Origin of the sequence: Aerococcus sanguinicola (genome assembly GCF_001543145.1) — a bacterium.
GTDB lineage: Bacteria > Bacillota > Bacilli > Lactobacillales > Aerococcaceae > Aerococcus > Aerococcus sanguinicola.
In genome coordinates this window covers 869,535-887,889 of sequence record NZ_CP014160.1, presented here as the reverse complement: position 1 = coordinate 887,889, position 18,355 = coordinate 869,535, and the positions used below count along the sequence as shown (strand labels likewise).

The window sequence follows — 18,355 nt, the reverse complement described above, 5'->3', positions numbered from 1 at the left end:
TGAGGCCCACTATGACCTGCCCCATGAAGAATGCGGCTTGATTGGAATCTGGAACCACAGCCAGGCTTCCCGCCTGGTCTTCTACGGACTCATGGCCCTCCAACACCGGGGCCAGGAAGGAGCGGGGATTACCGCACTGGACAGCCAGGGACAGATGAAGGATATCCGGGGCCTGGGCCTAGTCAGTGAAATCTTTAAGGCCAAGGACCAATTCGACTATCTCCAAGGCCGGGCTGCCCTGGGACATGTGCGCTATGCCACGTCAGGCGAGCACTCCCTCCACAATATCCAGCCCTTCCTCTTCCATTTTGAAGCGGGGGACATGGCCCTGGCCCACAATGGCAACCTGGTCAATGGCCGGGCCCTGCGCCGGGACTTGGAAAAGAAGGGGGCAATCTTCCGGTCCACTTCGGATAGTGAGGTCCTCATGCACTTAATCCGCCACAGCCAGGAAGATAAGTTCTTGGACCAAGTCAAGGACGCCCTGAACCAAATCAAGGGAGGCTTTACCTATATCTTGCTGACCGACCAAGCCTTGATTGGGGCCTGTGACCCTAATGGCTTCCGGCCTCTGGTTGTCGGTCAATTGGCGAATGGCTCTTATGCCATGGCCAGCGAGTCCTGCGCCCTGGACCAAATTGGGGCAGAAGCCCTCTTCGATGTCCAACCGGGTGAGCTCATTGTTATCGACAGCCAGGGCATTCAGCGCCAATACTATACGGCGGACCGTCAACAGGCCATTTGTTCCATGGAATATATTTATTTTGCCCGTCCGGATTCTACTATCCATGACATTAATGTGCACACAGCTCGCAAGCAATGCGGGGCGCGCCTGGCCCAGGAAGCGCCAGCGCCAGGGGCTGATTTCGTGGTCGGCGTCCCCAATTCCTCTCTATCAGCGGCTAGCGGTTATGCGGAAGCGGCCCAGCTCCCCAATGAAATGGCCCTGGTGAAGAACCAGTATGTGGGCCGGACCTTTATCCAGCCCAGCCAGGAAGAGCGGGAGCGCGGAGTCCGTATGAAATTATCGGCCGTCCGTAAATTGCTGGAAGGCAAGCGGGTGGTCATGGTGGATGACTCCATTGTGCGGGGGACGACTTCCAAGCGGATCGTCAGCCTCTTGCGCGAGGCAGGCGCCAAGGAAGTCCATGTCCGGATTGCCTGTCCGCCCCTTAAGTACCCTTGTTTCTACGGGATTGATATTTCAACGACCCGCGAATTGATCGCTGCCAACCATGACGTGGATGAGATCTGCGACTTGATAGGGGCCGACTCCCTGGCTTTTCTCAGTGAGGAAGGTCTGATGGAAGGGATTGGTCTAGAAAGCCATGCACCTTACGGGGGTCTCTGCATGGCCTACTTTAACGGCGACTACCCGACCGGCCTCTATGACTATGCCGAAGAATACTACCGCGCCTTAGAAGAAAGGGAGGAAAAGCATGGATAATGCCTACAGCCAAGCCGGTGTGGATGTGACCGCAGGCTATGAAGCCGTCCGCCGCATGGCCAAACATGTCCGAAAAACCCAGCGTCCAGAAGTCCTCAGCCAACTAGGGGGATTCGGGGCTGCCTTCGCTTTGAAAGATTTTAACTACCAAGATCCCGTCCTCGTCTCAGGAACAGATGGGGTAGGGACCAAGCTCCTGCTCGCCATCCAAGCCCAGGTCTACGACCAAATTGGGATCGATTGCGTGGCCATGTGCGTCAACGATATCCTGGCCCAGGGAGCGGAGCCCCTCTTCTTCCTCGATTACCTAGCCGTGGCCAAGAACGATCCGGCGATTATCGAAGCCATTGTCAAGGGGGTCTGCACGGGCTGCCAAGAAGCTGGTGCAGCCCTGATCGGCGGAGAGACGGCCGAGATGCCGGACATGTACACCGGGGACGACTTTGACTTGGCCGGCTTTGCGGTGGGCTTAGCTGACCGCAAGACCCTGATCCAAAAAAGTGACGTCCAAGCAGGGGATATCCTTATTGGCCTAGCTTCTTCAGGCCTCCATTCCAATGGTTATTCCCTGGTGCGCAAGGTCTTCTTCAAGGACCATGACTTCGCACTCGACGCTCCCTTAGATTTATTACCCCAAGCTGCCAGCCTGGGAGAGGAATTGCTCAAGCCGACCCGGATCTATGTGGCGTCCCTCCTACCCCTGGTACGAACAGGGAAAATCCATGGCCTGGCCCATATTACAGGGGGCGGCTTTGTCGAAAATATTCCCCGCATGCTGCCTGAAGGGCTCTGTGCCCAGATCGACCGGGGGACCTGGCCTGTCTTAGATATTTTCAAGGCCCTGGCCCACTATGGTCAAATTTCTGAAGCCGATCTTTACGAAATCTTCAATATGGGAATCGGCATGGTGGCAGCGGTGGCCCCTAACGAACGTGATGCGGTCTTAGCTGCCTTAGAGGATGCCGGAGAAACCGCTTATGTTATCGGCCAGGTTGTCGAGGATGATGACCGAGCCATCCAGATTCGCTAAGGAGGTCTTTATGCGTTGTGCTGTCTTTGCATCCGGTAATGGGTCCAACTTCCAGGCCTTGGCCCAAGCTTTTTCAAAGGGTCAGGAAGGGATTGAGATTGTCTTTCTCTTCTCGGACCAAGCGGGGGCTTATGCCCTAGAGCGCGCCCAGGACTTAGGGATTAAGACCTACCAGTTCAGTCCCCAAGACTTCCCGAGCCGCCAAGCCTATGAAGAAGCCTTGCTTCAAATCTGCCAGGAAGAAGCCATCGAGTTGGTCGTTTTAGCTGGCTACATGCGGGTCCTCCATGCCCCCCTGCTCCAAGCCTACCCCCAAGCCATTATTAATATTCATCCGTCTCTTCTCCCAGCCTTTCCTGGGCGTCACGGCATTCGTGAGGCCTATGAAGCGGGGGTGGAGCAGACCGGGGTGACCGTCCATTATGTGGATGCAGGCATTGACAGCGGGGAGATTATCCGCCAAGCCAGCCTAGCCATCCGACCGGGGGAGACTTTGGCCGACCTGGAAGCGCGCATCCATGACCTGGAACACCAAGTTTATCCAGCTGTTATTCGTCAATTGAAAGGAAGAGAAAATGCCTAGAGCCTTAATCAGTGTGTCAGATAAGACCGGAATTGTTGCTTTTGCCCAATTTTTAGCCGACCAAGGGATTGACATTATTTCGACGGGGGGAACCCTCCGAGCCCTCAATGAGGCGGGGGTTCCAGCGACGGCTGTGGAGGAAGTGACTGGCTTCCCGGAAATTCTGGATGGCCGGGTCAAGACCCTCCACCCTAAGATCCATGGGGGCCTCCTCGCCCGTCGCGACCAGGCCAGCCACCTTCAAGCCTTGGCCGACCATGGGATTGAAGCCATCGACTATGTGGTGGTCAACCTCTACCCCTTCAAGGCGACCCTGGCCCAGGCCCATGCGAGCCACGCCGACCTGATTGAAAACATTGACATCGGTGGCCCCTCCATGCTGCGGAGTGCGGCCAAGAACTACCAGTCGGTGACTGTCCTTACCGACCCCGCTGACTATGACCGGGTCCAAAAGGAAGTCGCGGCTGAGGGCCAGACCAGCCTGGACTTGAGGGCTCACTTGGCGGCTAAGGTCTTCCGACAAACGGCCCAGTACGATGCCCTGATTGCCCAGTACCTGACGAACTTTGTCGGCGAAAGCGAACCGGAAAAGCTTACTTTGACCTATGACCTCAAACAAGAGCTCCGCTATGGGGAGAACAGCCACCAAGCTGCTGCCTTCTACCAAGAGCCCCTAGCTCCGTCCTATAGCCTGGTCCAAGCTCAACAGCTCCAAGGTAAGGCCCTCTCCTACAATAATATTAAGGACGCCGATGCCGCTCTGCGGATGATTGCGGAATTCCAAGTCCCCGCTGTCATTGCGGTCAAACACATGAACCCCTGTGGCATGGGTTTAGGCGAGACCATTGAACTCGCCTTCCAGCGCTGTTATGAAGCCGATTCCCAGTCCATCTACGGGGGGGTTGTGGTTGTCAACCGGCCGGTGACCCGGGCTTTGGCTGAAGCCCTCCAGCCGATTTTCTTAGAGATTGTGATTGCGCCCTCTTTTGATGCCGAAGCCCTAGACCTACTGGCAAGCAAGAAAAACTTACGCCTCTTGGCCCTGGACCACTTCGATCAGAGTCCTGCTCCAGCTAAGGAATATGTGTCGGTGATGGGGGGGCTTTTGGTCCAAGACCAGGACATTCCCCAAGCGGTCCACGCTTCCGACTGGCCAGCCATGGGTCAGATAGCAGCTGACCCCAAACAGGACCAGGCCTTGGAATTAGCTTGGAAGTTGGTCAAACACGTGAAATCCAATGCCATTGTGGTGGCTAATGATGTGCAGAGTCTAGGGATTGGAGCTGGCCAGATGAACCGGGTGGGGGCCTGCGAATTGGCCATCCAAGAAGCCCTGGCTAATCCCCATGGGGTGGACCGGTCGAATATGGTCCTCGCCAGTGATGCCTACCTGCCCATGGCCGATACGGCTGAATATGCGGTCTCTCATGGCATCAAGGCGATCGTCCAGCCCGCAGGTTCCATCCACGATGACGATTCCATTGCAGTGACCGATGCGGCCCAGATACCCATGTTGAAAACGGGCCGGAGACACTTTAGACACTAGGAGGTTGGAATGAAAGTATTAGTGATTGGTGGGGGCGGCCGTGAACACGCCCTAGCCCGCAAATTTATGCAGAGTGACCAGGTGGACCAGGTCTATTGCGCACCCGGTAATCCAGGTATGGCAAGTGATGGGATCAAATTAGTCCCCCTAGCTGTTGACCAGGTTGATGAGCTTTTGGCTTGGGCCCAAGCGACCGAGATTGACTGGACCTTTGTTGGCCCTGAGCTCCCCCTTTTCTTGGGCATCGTGGACCGCTTTCGGGCTGCGGGGCAAAAAATTTTTGGCCCCAGCCAGGCAGCAGCTCGCTTGGAATCTTCCAAGAAATTTGCCAAGGAGATCTTGGTTGAGAACGGGATTCCCACAGCCCACTACCAGGTTTTTACAGACTTTCCAACGGCCCAGGCCTATATCCAAGCGGCGTCATTTCCCTTGGTCATCAAGGCGGATGGGCCAGCTGCCGGTAAAGGTGTGGTCATTGCCCAGGACCTAGCGTCAGCCGAAGCCGCCTTGGCCGATATCTTGGAGGACAAGCGCTATGGGAGCCAATCCCAGGTCGTGGTGGAAGAGTGTTTGACTGGCCCAGAATTTTCCTTCTTTAGCTTGGTCCATGATGGCCAGGTCCTCCACCTGCCCACTGCCCAAGACCACAAGCGGGCCTATGACCAGGACCGCGGTCCTAATACGGGTGGGATGGGGGCCTATGCGCCGGTGCCTTTTGTGAGCGAAGCCCTCTACCAAGAAGTGGTCCGCACGATTGTCGATCCCTTGCTCCAGGCTATGGAAGCGGCGGGACATCCCTATAGCGGTGTTCTCTATACCGGGCTCATGCTGACGGCTGAGGGGCCTAAGGTGATTGAATTCAATACTCGCTTTGGCGATCCCGAAACCCAGATCCTCATGCCCTTGTTGGGAGACGATTTCGCTGAGACCATTGACCAGCTCTTGGAGGGCCAGCCTGCCCAGTTGACCTTGAATGAGACAGGGCCTAGCCTGGGGGTGGTCCTGGCAGCGGAAGGTTATCCGACGCCCTATGCCAAGGGGATGGACCTGACCCCTCTCGTTCAAGCTTGTCCCTCAGAAATTTCTCTAATCTATGCAGGAGTGGGCGAAAAGTCAGGTCACTTGACCGCTCAGGGTGGCCGCATCCTCATGGCCGTGGCCCAGGGAAGAGATCTGACCCAAGCTGCTGAGCGAGTCTATGCCTTACTCGACCAACACCCCATCCCACAGACCTTCTACCGTCACGACATTGGTGGCCAAGCCATCACCCAGCCTAAGGAGGAAAAGATTTCATGATTCCACGCTATACCCGTCCCGAAATGGCCCGAGTTTGGTCCGATGATAACCGCTACAAATGCTGGCTAGAAGTTGAAATCCTAGCAGCCGAAGCCTGGGCTGAGCTTGGCGAAATTCCCCAAGAGGATGTTAAAAAAATCCGTGCCAAGGCAAGCTTCGATGTCGACCGCATCCAAGAAATCGAAGCCCAAACCCGGCACGATGTGGTGGCCTTCACCCGCTGTGTGTCTGAATCCCTAGGCGAAGAGCGCAAGTGGGTCCACTATGGCCTCACTTCGACTGATGTGGTGGACACCGCTCAAGGCTACCAGCTCAAGCAGGCCAATGACATTATCCGTCAAGATTTGGTTTGGTTCCTTGAGATCCTGAAAAAGAAAGCCCAAAAATACAAGCACACCGTCTGCATGGGCCGGACCCATGGCGTTCATGCCGAACCGACGACCTTTGGCTTGAAGATGGCCCGCTATTATTCGGAAATCAAGCGCCAGATCGACCGCTTTGACCATGCGGCGAAGGGTGTTGAAGCCGGGAAGATTTCCGGAGCTGTGGGGACCTTCGCTAATGTGCCAACTGCCGTCGAAGCCTATGTCTGCGACCATTTAGGCATCCGCGCCCAGGAAATTTCTACCCAAGTTTTACCTCGCGACCTCCACGCCGAATATATTGCCTGTTTGGCTTTGATCGCCACTTCCATTGAAAACATGGCTACGGAAATCCGCCATCTCCAGAAGTCAGAAACCCGGGAAGTGGAAGAATACTTCGCCAAGGGTCAAAAAGGATCCAGCGCCATGCCCCATAAGCGTAACCCCATTTCCAGCGAAAATGTGACTGGCCTAGCTCGGGTCTGCCGGGGCCATGTGGTAACGGCTTACGAGAACGTCTCCCTCTGGCATGAGCGGGATATCTCCCATTCCAGCGCGGAGCGGATTATCCTCTCTGATACCACCATCCTAGTCAATTACATGATCCGCCGCTTCGGGAAGATTGTGGAAGACTTAACGGTTTTCCCAGACAATATGTTGCGGAACATGCAGGCCACTCACGGCTTGATCTACAGCCAGCGCTTACTTCTCAAGCTGGTGGACCAAGGACTATCCCGCGAAGCCGCCTATGACCTGGTTCAACCCCTGACCGCCCAGTCCTGGGACGACCAGCGCGACTTCCGCGAACTCGTCGAAGGCAATGAAGAGATCACTGACCTCCTCAGTCCTGAAGAGATCGATGATGCTTTCGACTACCACTACCACCTCCAACGGGTGGATGAAATCTTTGAACGTTTGGGTATATAATGGTAGGAACTGGAATCTATATATGCAAAGCAGCCTGGCAGGTGGACCTCCCAGGCTTTTTTGTCGGAGTCTGTAAATGACAAGAATATCAATCAAATCGCATTCGTTCCGTTTCTGCTCAAGATTAATGGATATGGAAAGTAGTGGTCTATTAATAATCAGTCCAGTCAGCTATCTGGGATCTTGAAGCAGCTAGCTCTTAATTTAAGCTTTCGGCATCTAGCTGGGACCTAAAGCTAGCGAATAGATTCAAGCTTGGCTTGTTATGAGCTGGCTTATCTGCTAGGATAGGCTTGAAGCCAGGATTTTCTTTGGGAGGGAGACTTAGCTCATGTACTTTATCTTCTTTTTTATCGTATCCTTTTGTACTTTTATAGCCAATGGTCTAGTTCAAGATTATTTCCAGTTGACGAGTTACTGGGAGAAGTTTTTTAGTTTCTTTATTATTTACCTTTGTTTCTACTTTGTCTTTAAATTTATCTTCAAAAAGTTCGGCAAAGACATCTAAAGCAAAAGCGCCAGTTCCCTGACCCTTTCAGGTCGCGAGGAAGTGGCGCTTTTTTTAGAGGAGATTATGGACAGCTTCGTGGATTTTTTTGGCGATATAGGGGTTGTTCATGGTGTAGAGGTGGATGCCGTCGACACCCTGGCTGATGAGGTCGACGATTTGGTTGACGGCGTAGGCAATACCGGCGTCGCGCATGGCGACAGGCTTGTCTTGGTAGCGGTCCATCATCTTGACAAACTTGTCAGGGAGCTTGACCCCGCAGAGACTGGTCATCCGCTCGATCTGCCGCTTGTTGACCACCGGCATGATCCCGGCTTCAATAGGGACGTTGATATCAGCCAGTTCGCAGCGTTCGCGGAAGGCGTAGAAGTCGTTGTTGTCGAGGAAGAGCTGGGTGATGAGCTGGTCCACGCCGGCATCGACCTTGGTCTTGAGGTGCTTGATGTCTTGGACCTTGTCCTTGCAGTCGATATGGCCTTCGGGATAGCAGGCAGCGACAACGTTGAAGTCCCCCTTGTCCTTGATGAAGCGGACCATGTCAGAGGCATAGCTGAAGTCACCGGGCGCATAGTCGTCAGCCGGCAGGTCCCCGCGCAGGGCCAGGATATTTTCCACTTGAAGGGCCTGGAGTTCTTCCAACTTCTCTTCCAGGTCGGCCTTGGTCATCCCGATGCAGGGCAGGTGGGCGATGCTTTCAATGCCGTAGCCCTTGATAGTCTGAGCTATCTTGAAACTCTCGTCATTGTTGTCCCCGCCCCCAGCGCCGTAAGTGACGCTGATACAGTCGGGGGATAGGCTTTTGAGTTCTTCTAAGGTTTTATAGATACTTTGGGGTCCAGAGGTCTTCTTGGGTGGGAAGACCTCATAGGAGAAGACGGTTTTTTCTTTAAAAAGTTCTTTCGTTTTCATGGCGGATTTCCTCTGTAGCTTGGACCAGGTGCTTGAGGGATGCGCTAGTTTCCTCCCAACCGCGTGTCTTCAGACCGCAGTCAGGATTGATCCAGACTTTCTGGATGGCGACCTTGTCCAAGATCTTTCTAATGCTGGTTTTGATTTCATCGACGGAAGGGACACGAGGGGAGTGGATATCGTAAACGCCGGGGCCAACTTCGGTCTGGAAGTTTTGGGCTTTGAGGCTATCGAGAATTTCGAGGTCGGAGCGCGAAGCTTCGAAGCTGATCACGTCGGCATCCATCTGGTCGATGGCGGGAATAATATCGGTAAACTCGCTATAGCACATGTGGGTGTGGATTTGGGTGGTCGCTTGGACGCCGCTGTGTACCAGGCGGAAGGCGGGGATGGCCCAGTCGAGGTATTGACTGTACCAGTCCGTTTGGCGGAGGGGGAGCTTCTCGCGCAGGGCCGCTTCATCGATCTGGATGATGCGGATCCCCTGGGCTTCCAGGTCCAGGACTTCATCGCGGATGGCCAGGGCAATCTGGTAGGTTGAGGTCTTCAAGGAGATATCTTCACGTGGGAAGGACCAATTGAGGATGGTTACAGGACCGGTTAACATGCCCTTGACCAGGTGCTCGGTCCGACTCTGGGCATAGGTTGACCAAGGGACGGTCATGGCTTGGGGACGGGAGATGTCGCCCCAGATAATCGGTGGCTTCACACAGCGAGTCCCGTAAGACTGGACCCAGGCATACTGGGTGAAGAGATAGCCCTGGAGCCGTTCCCCGAAGTATTCCACCATGTCATTGCGTTCGAATTCCCCGTGGACCAGGACATCGAGGCCAATCTCCTCTTGGCGGCGGAGGCAGTCATCGATAGCTTGGCGGTTGAAGTCTTCATAGGCTTCCCGGCTGATGAGCCCCTTCTTGAAGTCGGACCGGTTCTTCTTCACTTCCTTAGTTTGGGGGAAGGAGCCGATGGTGGTCGTTGGTAAGAGGGGCAGGTTGAAAGCTGCCTTCTGCAGGGCTTCCCGTTCCGCAAAAGCTGGCTGGCGGTTGAAGAGCGCTTCTTCAATCCCTTGGACCCGGGCCTGGACCTTAGCATCGTCGGCATCCGGCCGGTGGGCAAAAAGGGCCTGGTTGGCTTGGTAGGCGGGCTCAGCCTGACGGTCGCTTCCAGCTAGGTGCTTGAGTTCTTGGAGCTCTTGGAGTTTCTCTTCAGCGAAGGCGAAGTGGGCCTTGTAGTCGGCCTTCAATTGCTCTTCTGGGGCCAAACGATAAGGCACATGGAGGAGGGAGCAGGAGCTATTCAAGACCAGGGCAATCCCTTGAGCTTCTAAGCGGTCCACCAAGTCCAAGGTCTCCTGGTAGTGGTTGCGCCAGATGTTCTTCCCATTGACCAAGCCCGCAAAGAGGAGCTTGTCGCTTGGAAAACCATATTTTTCGACGAGTTCTAGGGTCTTCCGGCCTTCTAGGAAGTCTAAGCCGATGCCGTCGAAGTCGAGGGCAATGACTTCCTGGTAGATGTCGCGGATGTCTCCGAAGTAAGTTTGGAGGAGGACCTTGACCGCTCCCTTCTTGGGGAGGATGGCTTGGTAGAGGTCTTGGAAGAGTTGGATATCTTCCACGCTAAGGTCATAGACAAGGTCGGGTTCATCCAGCTGGACCCAGGACACGCCCTCAGCTGCTAAAGTTTGGAGGAGTTGGCTATAGGCTTGGCTGAGGTCTGCCTTGAAGTCTTGGGCGGTCTTCTGGCCCAGATAGCGGAGCTTCTTGAGCAGGGTGAAGGGACCAATGAGGCTAGGCTGGGTCTCAACGCCCAGGGCCTTGGCTTCCCGGTAGTGGTCGACCACCCGGCTGTTGGCCAGCTTGACCACGGTATCGTCCTCAATCTCGGCGACCATGTAGTGGTAGTTGGTGTTGAACCACTTCTTCATGGCCAGGGCCTTAACGTCGCCCGCTTCTCCCTGGTAGCCCCGGGCCTGGGCGAAGTAGCTGTCTAGGTCAGAGACTTGGAGGTCCTGGTAGCGCTTGGGCACGATGTTGAAGAGGACCGCCGTATCTAGGAAGCCATCGTAGAAGGAGAAGTCATTGGATGGGATGAAGTCCAAGCCGCTCGCCTTCTGCTTGAGCCACTGGTCCTGGCGAATCTGCCGGGCCGTCTCCTGGAGGTCGGCCTCGCTAATTTCATGACGGAAGTATTTTTCAGTTTGGAATTTGAGTTCTCTGAGGGCCCCGATGCGCGGGTAACCGATAATTGATGTTTGCATAAGACTGGCTCCTTTTTGCTTTTAATAATGGGGGAAGTACATTTTTGAATGGCTTAAGTATAGCAGAGGGGGCAGACTGAGCGGTAATACGCACTTTGAATCAAGAAGAATAGCCAGTCGCTATGGATAGGGCTGGGGTTTAAGAGATAGAATGGCCTTATCATTTCGTATATAGCCTATTTTTTGATAAAATATGAGTAAGTATTTGTGAGCATTCGGCTCGCTTTGGCCCAGCATTCGCATGAACAGACTTTAAAAGGAGCGCCTATGTTAGAAAAAATTAAAAAGATACCGGCAGGGACTTTTCTCGTCCCCATGTTTATCTCGATGGTTCTGTATACCTTGTGGCCCAATCTCTTTAAGATCGGAGGGATCAGCCAGTCCCTCTTAGCTGGGGAAGGCCAGGGTTTTATTATTGGCTTGCTCTGCTTCTGTTCGGGAGTGGGGATTGACCTCAAACGCTTGGTCCGAGTTCTCAAGCGCCAGGGGATTCTCTTTCTCGTTAAGCTGGGGATCGCCTTCCTGGTTACTATTGCCTACCTGCGTTTCTTTGGCGATGGCGGTATCTGGGGAATGCCAGCTATTGCGGTAGCGACCGCCCTCTTGAGTATTAACCCAGCCATCTATCTCTCCATCAGTGAAGACTATGGCAATGAAGATGACCCTTACGCTTTCGGCCTAACCAGTCTCTTCTGTATCCCCCTCTTCCCGATGATTATTTTCGGCTTGGTCTACTCCAGCGGGGGCTTCGACTGGATGCCGGTGATTTCAACCCTCCTTCCGATGCTCCTAGGGATTATCTTGGGGAATCTCGATAAACAGTTTGCGGAACTCTTTGGGCCGGGACTCAATGTCTTGATCCCTTGGCTGGGCTGGTCGATTGGCCAGGGGACCAATGTCTTAGAAGCCATCAAAGCTGGACCAACCGGCATCCTTCTAACCCTGATGGTCATCATCTTCATGTCGCCCCTCTTCCTGGTTGACTACAAGATCCTGGGCAATGATGGGACAGCTGGCCTGGCCATGCTCAATGTGGCCGGCCTGTCGACCTCCGTACCCGTCGTCCTCGCAACCACCTATCCCCAACTCTTAGATTATCAGACCGCCGCTGTCTCTCAGATCCTCGCCTCCGTCGTCATCCTCAGTTTCCTCAGCCCTGTGTTGACCGAACGCTGGGTCAACCACCTCCAGAAAAAAGAAGCTGAATAAAAAGAAAATCCGTCACACCATTTAAGAATGGCAGGTGACGGATTTTATATTAGGGAAAAATTACCAAATATGATGAAAAAACGACCACATATGATGAATTTAAGTATTTACTCATTTTTGGTGATAAACTAATCTTAACGATCAGGAGACGGTTTAAAAGAAGCAAGCTAACCACTTCTAATCATAAGCTAGTGAGAGGAGGAATCAACATGACAGTTAAAGAAAAAGATTGCTTAATAAGTGTAGGGCTTGCAGCTCTTTTCTTAGTCTTTGCCCTGGCCATTATCTCCAACTTGGATGCGATTGTGGCAGGTTTAGAAGCAGGCTTTAATTCGCTTTAGAGGCTATCCACTCACATAGACCCCAAAGCTCAGTGCCGAAAACGTAATATATTTTCCAAAAGCTCCTCCTAGCTAGGGGCTTTTTCTTATTAAAAAATCCGTCACAGCCTAATAAGAAGGGCAAGTGACGGATTTTTAATTGTCTTTTTGGTCAGACCGAGCTTTCCGCTCAGCCAGGGCTTGGTTGAGGCTCGCTCTGTACTTGCGGGAGAAGCTGAAGACTTGGCCGTTGCTTAGGGTTACCCGGCGTTTAAGCGGGGCGACCTGGTCGACTAAGTCTAGGTTGACGAGGGCGGACTGGGAGAGGCGGAAGAAGCCGGGAAGTTGGTCGAAGTCTTTGAGGGCACCGTAGCTTTGTAGGGTGCTGGACCGGGTAGTGAACTCTAGGATATGGGGCTTCTGGGTGGTTTGGATACTGAAGAGGTCTTTTGGGTCGACGAGATAGGTTTGTGAGCCCGACTTAATTTGGATGTTGGGCGTCTTTGTTTCCTGGCCAGGATAGAGGCGCTGGTAGAAGAGCTCGAAGCAGATGATGATCTCTTGGCGCAAGCTGTCGAAATCTTCTTTGTGGATATAGGCCAGGGGCTCCAGGTGGTGTTTGAGGGTCAGGGGCGCATAGGAGGGGTGGGCGGTGATGAAGGCAATCCGTCCGAAGGGGTCTAAGTGCTTGATCTCTTGGGCCAGGGCTAGACCTTCTGCCTGGCCCTCGATTTCGATGTCTAGGAAGTAGAGGCCTGGTTGGCTAGGCTGGTCGGGGAAAGCCGCCACAATGGCTTGGGGGTCACTGCTGGCCTTGGCCAAGTAGAAGCTGGCGTCATGGAAGAGGATGTAGTCTTCGATGATGCCTGTGATGGCTTGGAGCTGGCTGGGATTATCCTCTAAGAGATAAACGGGGTGCATAGCTGGGCCTCCTTTCTAGAGATAGGTCAGGTAGAGTTGGGCATGGAAGCGGCCCTCCTGATAGGTCAAGTTGAGGAGGGCATTGGGATAGGCGCTGAGGATCTCTTCCAGGTTGGTCAGGCCTAGTCCGCGATGGCCCTCCTTGGTAGAAAAGCCGGTCTGCTTGGCTTCCTGGACTGTAATCGCAGGACTGGGATTGGTCACCTGGATCTCCAGACCCTGGTCATCGGCCAGCATGAGGATGTCGATCATCTCTTCATGGCTGGGACGCGCCGCTTGCCGGCCTTCAGAGGCATTATTAAGCAGGATCGCCAGACAGCGCATGAGGTCGAAGCTGTTGATCGGCAGAGTCTTCAGAGGATAGAAGCATTCGAAGTGGTAGGGAATCCCCGCCTTCTCCCACTCCAAGAGCTTGGACATGAGGAGATAGCGCAGGTCCTGGTCTTCAATCTGCTGGAGGTCGGCCAGGTTGGATGAAGTCTCCTGGGGCATCTCTTCTTTCACATAGGTCGACAACTTGTCTAGGTAGTCTGCCAAGTGGTCGAAGTCCTGGTCGCGGACCATCAATTGGGACAAGGACAAGAGGTCATTGAGGTCGTGGCGGATCTTTCGAATACTGTTCTGATTATCTTTCAAGCGGTCCAGGTAGAGGGCCAAGTCTTCCGTTCGCAAGGCCTGGGACTCAGCCGCCTGGTCCGCTATCTTGCGCCGGTAGTAGAGGAAGGCGAGGAGGAGGGCGAGTAAGAGTTGAAAGGCCATGAAAGTGAGCAGGCCCATTAAGACCTTGGCATAAGATAAGTTGGGATTTTGGTAAAAGAAGTCAGAGAGAATGGTCAGACCAATAAAACATAAGAGAGGAATCGTGAATATTCGATCGTTAAAAATTCCCTTAAAGAGTCGAAAAAGACTGCCATCTTGACGAATATGGTAATAACTAGCCCAAGTCACCCCTATTTCTAAGAACCAAAAGCTTAGAAATAAATCTGTGCCTTCGATTTGAAGCAGGTTCATGGGAAGAGCAAAGCAAGCTAACCTGACCATCGCATGGAAAATATGATTTAATAATAAAAAATTTAGAAGTAAGTAATCGTTCTCTGAATTTTTTTGCAGAAGAAAGAAGAGAAAAAGAATGACAAGAACCGTGGCCAAGGATTGGAAATGAACTAATTCCCTTAGCATGCCTTGAAAGAATAGATAGGTGAAACTAACCATGAGTGTCTTGGTCAAAGGATGGTTAGTCTTCAAAGAAAAAATAGGCAAAGACGTATACAAAATAGCTTGTATCGTCGCGTTGAGAAGTGCTAAATAATAAGGGATAGTAGTCACTCCCATCTAGTGAATTAATGTACATTTATCATAAGGAAATCTTAAATAAAAGTCAATTAATGCTATAAATAAGTTCAAAAGAACCGGATATGATGAAAAAACGACCAGATATGATGAATTTAAAACGCTAACATAGTTTTTTGCTATACTAGGATTGTAAGATTCAGGTGCAAAGCCAACAAAAATAATAAGTTTTTGGCTAACTTTGTCACAGCAAAAGGAGGTAGTCGAATGGGGACAAAGGATGACAAGCACAATGGATTGAAACGATTTATCCTGTTTTTAATTGTCTTAGCGATTTTATGCCTAGGAGCTGATTTATACCGCAATTTCGATGCTTTAGTGGAAGGTTACCAAAGTACCCGCGTGGTACCGGAATCTACCGACTAGATAAAGGTGATGAAAGATTTATTGTTGATACGCTTACTGAGAAAGGAAGGCCCATTATGGATTTAAAACAATCATTCACTGAGAGCTTGGAGGATTTGGTCCAAAGCTTGGAAGCCAACCATCCTGAGGCTCGGACAACACGTTTTGTTCGGGAAAGTTTAGATGAAGTCAAAGAAGCAGAGGGAGTGGCCTTAACGGGTCAAATCCAACAATTCCTAGAAAAAGCTCCGATTGTCAAGAGCTCGGAGAAGCTAGAATTCTCTGCAGAGGAGAAAGAGCTCTGGCGTAAGCTTCTGGACCACAAGCAATTAGGCAATAACTTATGGGGGCTTTCCTTGTAAGCTTTTGAACCTATTAAAGGAGGTGGTGCCACAGATGCCTGAAGACCGTAAGAAGCAAATAAGAATCCTATTTGATGCCGGGCTAGCTGCCTTGACCATTCAAATTGTGACCTCTTATCTTTCCAAGAGCGACCCCCTGCTTGTTTGGGAAGATTACAAATCCATCTTAACTTTTATCTTTTTTGTGGCTTTAGCCTTGGAAATTAGTCTCCGCTATCGTCGTTGGCGGCAGGCTCACAGGGCCTAGGAGGTGTATGATGACAGATAAAAAAGTCAGTCCTCTAGCTAAGTTTATTATGGTTCTCATTGTCCTGGCCTTGGTCTGTATAGGTGTCGATCTTTACCGGAATGGCGATACCTACCGGGAAGCCTACCAGGCAGGCTATGACTCTTATGAGCAGATCAGTCCTTTTGACTAGGGGAAGGCCCCTAGCTGGGACTGGCTAGTCTTTAAATTCTTGCTCAAAGACAACTTGTTGTCAGAATGAGGAGGTGTCTTATGAAAGCCGAAGAAAGAAATTCACTCCTGATTAAGCTATTGATTGCTTTGGTTGTGATGGGTCTCTTGTCCTTTGGCGTAGACCTTTATAATAACTTTGATGAGTATAAAGCGTCCTACCAGGCAGGTTACGACTCTTATGAGCAGATCAATCCTTTTGAATAGTAGTATCGTTTAGTGTAAGAAAACAAGAAGCTCCTCAGCGCGGGAGCTTTTTGTACTTTTATGAGTGCTGATATTTTTATGCCGAATAATTAAAAGTGTTTTTTGTTAGATAAGCGTGAGCAGGAGTGGAGCGTTGAAGTTGGTCCTTAGCCACGAAAAAGCAAGCAAAGCGAATTACGGCTAGTAGGCTAATCTTTTAGCCGTACTAGCCGTTTAAGTCTTGCTAGGCGAGAGACCTTGGCTCGAGCCGGTGCCGTGGCTTTTTAAGGACCAAATTCAAAAGCAGAACGGATGCTCATCGATTTAATTAGTCACAGAGCACTTTTATTTTCCTATCCCCCTTGCATCCTCTGGCTTGAATTGTTAGTATAGGTTCCGCTATGATAGATTTAAGCAAAGTCTATAAAGGGTGTGAGCAAGACTGCTTAGACTTGAATGACTGGAGCCCAAACGAAAAAGAGCGGCTGTAGCCGATCGTTTCGATTGGGTGAAGTCACTTCAAGTTTGCTCTTGCGAACCCGACTAGGAAAGGGTGTGAGGGCTAGCGGGAGAAAGAGACCTCTGGAGCCAAAAGCCAAAGAAGACTGGAGGTCTTCGGCGGATTTTGGTGAAGAGGAGCCCTTCCTGCATCCTCGAATCCGACTGCAGTAGGTAGAAAGAAGGGGTTTTGATGGCAATTTTTGATGACCAAGCCAAGGATTATGATCGATGGTACGATAAGCCCATGGGGAAATTTGTGGATAAGGTAGAGACCGACCTGGCCTTTTCCTTGTTGACAGTCCAGCCAGGCATGCGAGTCCTCGATGCGGGCTGTGGGACTGGGAATTACAGTATCAAATTGGCCAAGCACGGGGCAGAGGTTGTGGGGATCGATATTTCCCAGGGCATGTTGGACCAGGCGGAGGCGAATGTTCAAGCGGAGAACTTGGAGGTAGACTTCCAGCTGATGGACATGCAGGACCTGGCCTTTGAGGATAATTCTTTCGATGCCGTTCTGTCCATGACTGCCATTGAATTCGTGGAGGACCTGGACGCCCTCTACCGGGAATTCCGCCGGGTGGTGAAGCCGGGTGGCCAGATCTTACTGGGATCCATTACCAAGTCTGGGGCTTGGGGTCAAGCCTATGCCAGTAAGGGTGGGGACATCTACAGCCAGGCGCATTTTCGTGATTTGACAGACTTGAGAAGCTTGGATGAAACTAACCTGGTGGATACGGCGGAGGGCCTCTTTGTCCTCCCTAATTCGGATCCGGCTAAGCTGTCTAGTGACTTGGAGATGAGCCTGTCGGAGAAGGGCCGGGCCGCAAGTTTTGCTTGTGTCCTCTTCGAGAAGGCGGACCGGGTCTAAGCCAAGCTGACCCTGGTCGCGGAAGAAGACCAGGACCTGAGCCAGCAGCGTGCCTACTTCTTGGACCGGATCGAATCGTCCGGCATCCCTTATGACTTGTCAGAGGCTGATGATTGCGTGACCCTGAGAGGGAATGCGGGGGAAGTCTTCCGGCTCTTAGAGGTCATCCACCAACAAGCAGCCCTCCATGGCGACTTCTACGCCATGCGGATTGACTTGAAGAATCGCTTGGACTAGGAGGGACCAGGATGCAACTATTTGTCGATGAATCAGGGTCGATCAACCGCAAAAAGAACCCAGACGGTCGTTATTTTGTTATGGCCTTTGTGCAGACCGACCGTCCCGACCATGTCGCAGAGATCTTTCGCCGCAATAAGCAGTCCTATCTGGATAAGTCCCAGTCGAAAAAGACCGCCGATGAAGAGATCAAGGGGTCCAATATGCCGGATGGGATGAAGGCGCAGATCTTCAAGGCCCTGCGGGATGAGACAGATGCGGTCTTCCACTATTTGGTGATCGATAATTTTCAAGTCTACCCCAATCTCCTGCGTAAACCCTCTCTGACCTTCAATTATTTCGTTGGCTTGGCCATCAAGGAAATTGCGGGCCACCGCCAAAATGAAAAAGAAAACCTGCAGATGATGATCGATAACCGCAACCAGGCCTTGCGGTCGCTGAATTCACTGGAGGAATACCTGCAGATTATCATGACCATCGAAAAGCGCTGGCTCCACGATGTCCATGTCGAGTACAAGGACTCCCAAGATGAGAACATGATCCAAGTCGCGGATATCTTCGCCAACACCGTCTTCCGGGTCTGCCGCAGCGAAGCCCATGGCAAGTCCAATCCCGACAACCAAGCCCTCCTCAAACTCTGCCGCATCGGCAAAACGCGCTTCTTCCCGCGAGGTAAGAGTGAATTGAGTTTATTTGAATAAATGGTATTGCTGAGCATCCGCTGCGCTTTTGAA

The 18,355-nt window shown here is 52.1% G+C and carries 20 protein-coding genes; 16 read left to right on the top strand and 4 right to left on the bottom strand.

The annotated features are described in order from the left end of the window. The first annotated feature begins 16 nt into the window (after window positions 1-16). From purF to purB, 6 genes are read left to right on the top strand one after another with little or no spacing between them, the layout of a single operon-like run. Complete coding sequence (gene purF / locus AWM72_RS03920) at window positions 17-1,447, top strand: amidophosphoribosyltransferase (RefSeq protein WP_372595701.1); 1,431 nt, start codon at window positions 17-19, stop codon at window positions 1,445-1,447. Continuing rightward, window positions 1,440-2,477, top strand: a complete 1,038-nt coding sequence (gene purM, locus AWM72_RS03915) for a phosphoribosylformylglycinamidine cyclo-ligase (protein ID WP_067973506.1) — start codon at window positions 1,440-1,442, stop codon at window positions 2,475-2,477. Before purF ends, purM begins: the two co-directional genes overlap by 8 nt. A 10-nt stretch (window positions 2,478-2,487) precedes the next feature. Then, a complete protein-coding gene (gene purN, locus AWM72_RS03910; RefSeq protein WP_067973490.1) occupies window positions 2,488-3,060 on the top strand; it encodes a phosphoribosylglycinamide formyltransferase in 573 nt (190 codons plus the stop codon). Further along, window positions 3,053-4,606 carry a bifunctional phosphoribosylaminoimidazolecarboxamide formyltransferase/IMP cyclohydrolase gene (purH, locus tag AWM72_RS03905; RefSeq protein WP_067973488.1) on the top strand — a complete coding sequence of 518 codons (1,554 nt, stop codon included), beginning with the start codon at window positions 3,053-3,055 and terminating at the stop codon, window positions 4,604-4,606. Before purN ends, purH begins: the two co-directional genes overlap by 8 nt. Window positions 4,607-4,615: 9 nt before the next feature. Then, window positions 4,616-5,902: a phosphoribosylamine--glycine ligase gene (gene purD, locus AWM72_RS03900; RefSeq protein WP_067973486.1), complete on the top strand. Its 1,287-nt coding sequence runs from the start codon at window positions 4,616-4,618 to the stop codon at window positions 5,900-5,902. Next, on the top strand, window positions 5,899-7,191 hold the full coding sequence (gene purB, locus AWM72_RS03895) for an adenylosuccinate lyase (RefSeq protein WP_067973483.1): 1,293 nt from the start codon (window positions 5,899-5,901) through the stop codon (window positions 7,189-7,191). The genes purD and purB overlap by 4 nt, the downstream gene beginning before the upstream one ends. A gap of 562 nt (window positions 7,192-7,753) precedes the next feature. Here the strand turns inward: purB and metF are convergent. Next, entirely contained in the window at window positions 7,754-8,608 is an 855-nt protein-coding gene (metF, locus tag AWM72_RS03890) for a methylenetetrahydrofolate reductase [NAD(P)H] (protein WP_067973479.1), read from the bottom strand. Continuing rightward, window positions 8,586-10,865, bottom strand: coding sequence for a 5-methyltetrahydropteroyltriglutamate--homocysteine S-methyltransferase (gene metE / locus AWM72_RS03885; protein WP_067973475.1), 2,280 nt, complete (start codon window positions 10,863-10,865; stop codon window positions 8,586-8,588). The genes metF and metE overlap by 23 nt, the downstream gene beginning before the upstream one ends. Before the next feature lie 267 nt (window positions 10,866-11,132). Here metE and AWM72_RS03880 point away from each other — a divergent pair, with 267 nt between their 5' ends. Together AWM72_RS03880 and AWM72_RS09620 are read left to right on the top strand one after the other, a co-directional pair. Beyond that, on the top strand, window positions 11,133-12,074 hold the full coding sequence (locus tag AWM72_RS03880; RefSeq protein ID WP_067973472.1) for a 2-keto-3-deoxygluconate permease: 942 nt from the start codon (window positions 11,133-11,135) through the stop codon (window positions 12,072-12,074). A 209-nt stretch (window positions 12,075-12,283) separates the two neighbouring features. Next, window positions 12,284-12,415, top strand: a complete 132-nt coding sequence (locus AWM72_RS09620; RefSeq protein ID WP_256364772.1) for a hypothetical protein — start codon at window positions 12,284-12,286, stop codon at window positions 12,413-12,415. Between the two features lie 135 nt (window positions 12,416-12,550). Here the strand turns inward: AWM72_RS09620 and AWM72_RS03875 are convergent, their stop codons facing one another. Then, the gene (locus AWM72_RS03875; RefSeq protein WP_067973468.1) at window positions 12,551-13,315 is read right to left on the bottom strand and encodes a LytR/AlgR family response regulator transcription factor; all 765 of its coding nucleotides are present in this window, start codon (window positions 13,313-13,315) and stop codon (window positions 12,551-12,553) included. Between the two features lie 15 nt (window positions 13,316-13,330). Next, window positions 13,331-14,263: a GHKL domain-containing protein gene (locus AWM72_RS03870; RefSeq protein WP_158444748.1), complete on the bottom strand. Its 933-nt coding sequence runs from the start codon at window positions 14,261-14,263 to the stop codon at window positions 13,331-13,333. A gap of 609 nt (window positions 14,264-14,872) precedes the next feature. Here AWM72_RS03870 and AWM72_RS09395 point away from each other — a divergent pair. The 8 genes from AWM72_RS09395 to AWM72_RS03850 all read left to right on the top strand — a co-directional run bounded on the left by AWM72_RS09395 (window position 14,873) and on the right by AWM72_RS03850 (window position 18,322). Continuing rightward, a complete protein-coding gene (locus tag AWM72_RS09395) occupies window positions 14,873-15,031 on the top strand; it encodes a hypothetical protein (RefSeq protein WP_158444746.1) in 159 nt (52 codons plus the stop codon). Window positions 15,032-15,087: 56 nt separating this feature from the next. Continuing rightward, window positions 15,088-15,372: a hypothetical protein gene (locus AWM72_RS03865; protein ID WP_067973462.1), complete on the top strand. Its 285-nt coding sequence runs from the start codon at window positions 15,088-15,090 to the stop codon at window positions 15,370-15,372. Between the two features lie 34 nt (window positions 15,373-15,406). Further along, entirely contained in the window at window positions 15,407-15,619 is a 213-nt protein-coding gene (locus AWM72_RS03860) for a hypothetical protein (protein WP_067973460.1), read from the top strand. A 10-nt stretch (window positions 15,620-15,629) separates the two neighbouring features. Further along, window positions 15,630-15,791 (top strand): hypothetical protein, encoded by a 162-nt coding sequence (locus AWM72_RS09390; RefSeq protein ID WP_158444744.1) that lies wholly within the window; start codon window positions 15,630-15,632, stop codon window positions 15,789-15,791. Between the two features lie 80 nt (window positions 15,792-15,871). Beyond that, window positions 15,872-16,036, top strand: a complete 165-nt coding sequence (locus AWM72_RS09385) for a hypothetical protein (RefSeq protein ID WP_158444742.1) — start codon at window positions 15,872-15,874, stop codon at window positions 16,034-16,036. A gap of 670 nt (window positions 16,037-16,706) precedes the next feature. After that, window positions 16,707-17,384 carry a class I SAM-dependent methyltransferase gene (locus AWM72_RS03855; protein WP_067973459.1) on the top strand — a complete coding sequence of 226 codons (678 nt, stop codon included), beginning with the start codon at window positions 16,707-16,709 and terminating at the stop codon, window positions 17,382-17,384. Window positions 17,385-17,444: 60 nt separating this feature from the next. Further along, on the top strand, window positions 17,445-17,621 hold the full coding sequence (locus tag AWM72_RS09380) for a hypothetical protein (RefSeq protein ID WP_158444740.1): 177 nt from the start codon (window positions 17,445-17,447) through the stop codon (window positions 17,619-17,621). Between the two features lie 11 nt (window positions 17,622-17,632). Further along, complete coding sequence (locus AWM72_RS03850; RefSeq protein WP_067973455.1) at window positions 17,633-18,322, top strand: DUF3800 domain-containing protein; 690 nt, start codon at window positions 17,633-17,635, stop codon at window positions 18,320-18,322. Window positions 18,323-18,355: the final 33 nt, after the last annotated feature.

What these genes read in the sequence shown, in the direction of transcription:
- purH (WP_067973488.1), top strand. Translation starts at nt 3,053, where the DNA reads ATGCCTAGAGCCTTAATCAGTGTGTCAGATAAGACCGGAATTGTTGCT.
- AWM72_RS03855 (WP_067973459.1), top strand. Translation starts at nt 16,707, where the DNA reads ATGGCAATTTTTGATGACCAAGCCAAGGATTATGATCGATGGTACGAT.
- AWM72_RS03865 (WP_067973462.1), top strand. Translation starts at nt 15,088, where the DNA reads ATGGATTTAAAACAATCATTCACTGAGAGCTTGGAGGATTTGGTCCAA.
- AWM72_RS09385 (WP_158444742.1), top strand. Translation starts at nt 15,872, where the DNA reads ATGAAAGCCGAAGAAAGAAATTCACTCCTGATTAAGCTATTGATTGCT.
- metF (WP_067973479.1), bottom strand. Translation starts at nt 8,608, where the DNA reads ATGAAAACGAAAGAACTTTTTAAAGAAAAAACCGTCTTCTCCTATGAG.
- AWM72_RS03850 (WP_067973455.1), top strand. Translation starts at nt 17,633, where the DNA reads ATGCAACTATTTGTCGATGAATCAGGGTCGATCAACCGCAAAAAGAAC.
- purN (WP_067973490.1), top strand. Translation starts at nt 2,488, where the DNA reads ATGCGTTGTGCTGTCTTTGCATCCGGTAATGGGTCCAACTTCCAGGCC.
- purD (WP_067973486.1), top strand. Translation starts at nt 4,616, where the DNA reads ATGAAAGTATTAGTGATTGGTGGGGGCGGCCGTGAACACGCCCTAGCC.
- AWM72_RS09395 (WP_158444746.1), top strand. Translation starts at nt 14,873, where the DNA reads ATGGGGACAAAGGATGACAAGCACAATGGATTGAAACGATTTATCCTG.
- AWM72_RS03880 (WP_067973472.1), top strand. Translation starts at nt 11,133, where the DNA reads ATGTTAGAAAAAATTAAAAAGATACCGGCAGGGACTTTTCTCGTCCCC.
- AWM72_RS09390 (WP_158444744.1), top strand. Translation starts at nt 15,630, where the DNA reads ATGACAGATAAAAAAGTCAGTCCTCTAGCTAAGTTTATTATGGTTCTC.
- AWM72_RS09620 (WP_256364772.1), top strand. Translation starts at nt 12,284, where the DNA reads ATGACAGTTAAAGAAAAAGATTGCTTAATAAGTGTAGGGCTTGCAGCT.
- metE (WP_067973475.1), bottom strand. Translation starts at nt 10,865, where the DNA reads ATGCAAACATCAATTATCGGTTACCCGCGCATCGGGGCCCTCAGAGAA.
- AWM72_RS03860 (WP_067973460.1), top strand. Translation starts at nt 15,407, where the DNA reads ATGCCTGAAGACCGTAAGAAGCAAATAAGAATCCTATTTGATGCCGGG.
- purM (WP_067973506.1), top strand. Translation starts at nt 1,440, where the DNA reads ATGGATAATGCCTACAGCCAAGCCGGTGTGGATGTGACCGCAGGCTAT.
- purB (WP_067973483.1), top strand. Translation starts at nt 5,899, where the DNA reads ATGATTCCACGCTATACCCGTCCCGAAATGGCCCGAGTTTGGTCCGAT.
- AWM72_RS03875 (WP_067973468.1), bottom strand. Translation starts at nt 13,315, where the DNA reads ATGCACCCCGTTTATCTCTTAGAGGATAATCCCAGCCAGCTCCAAGCC.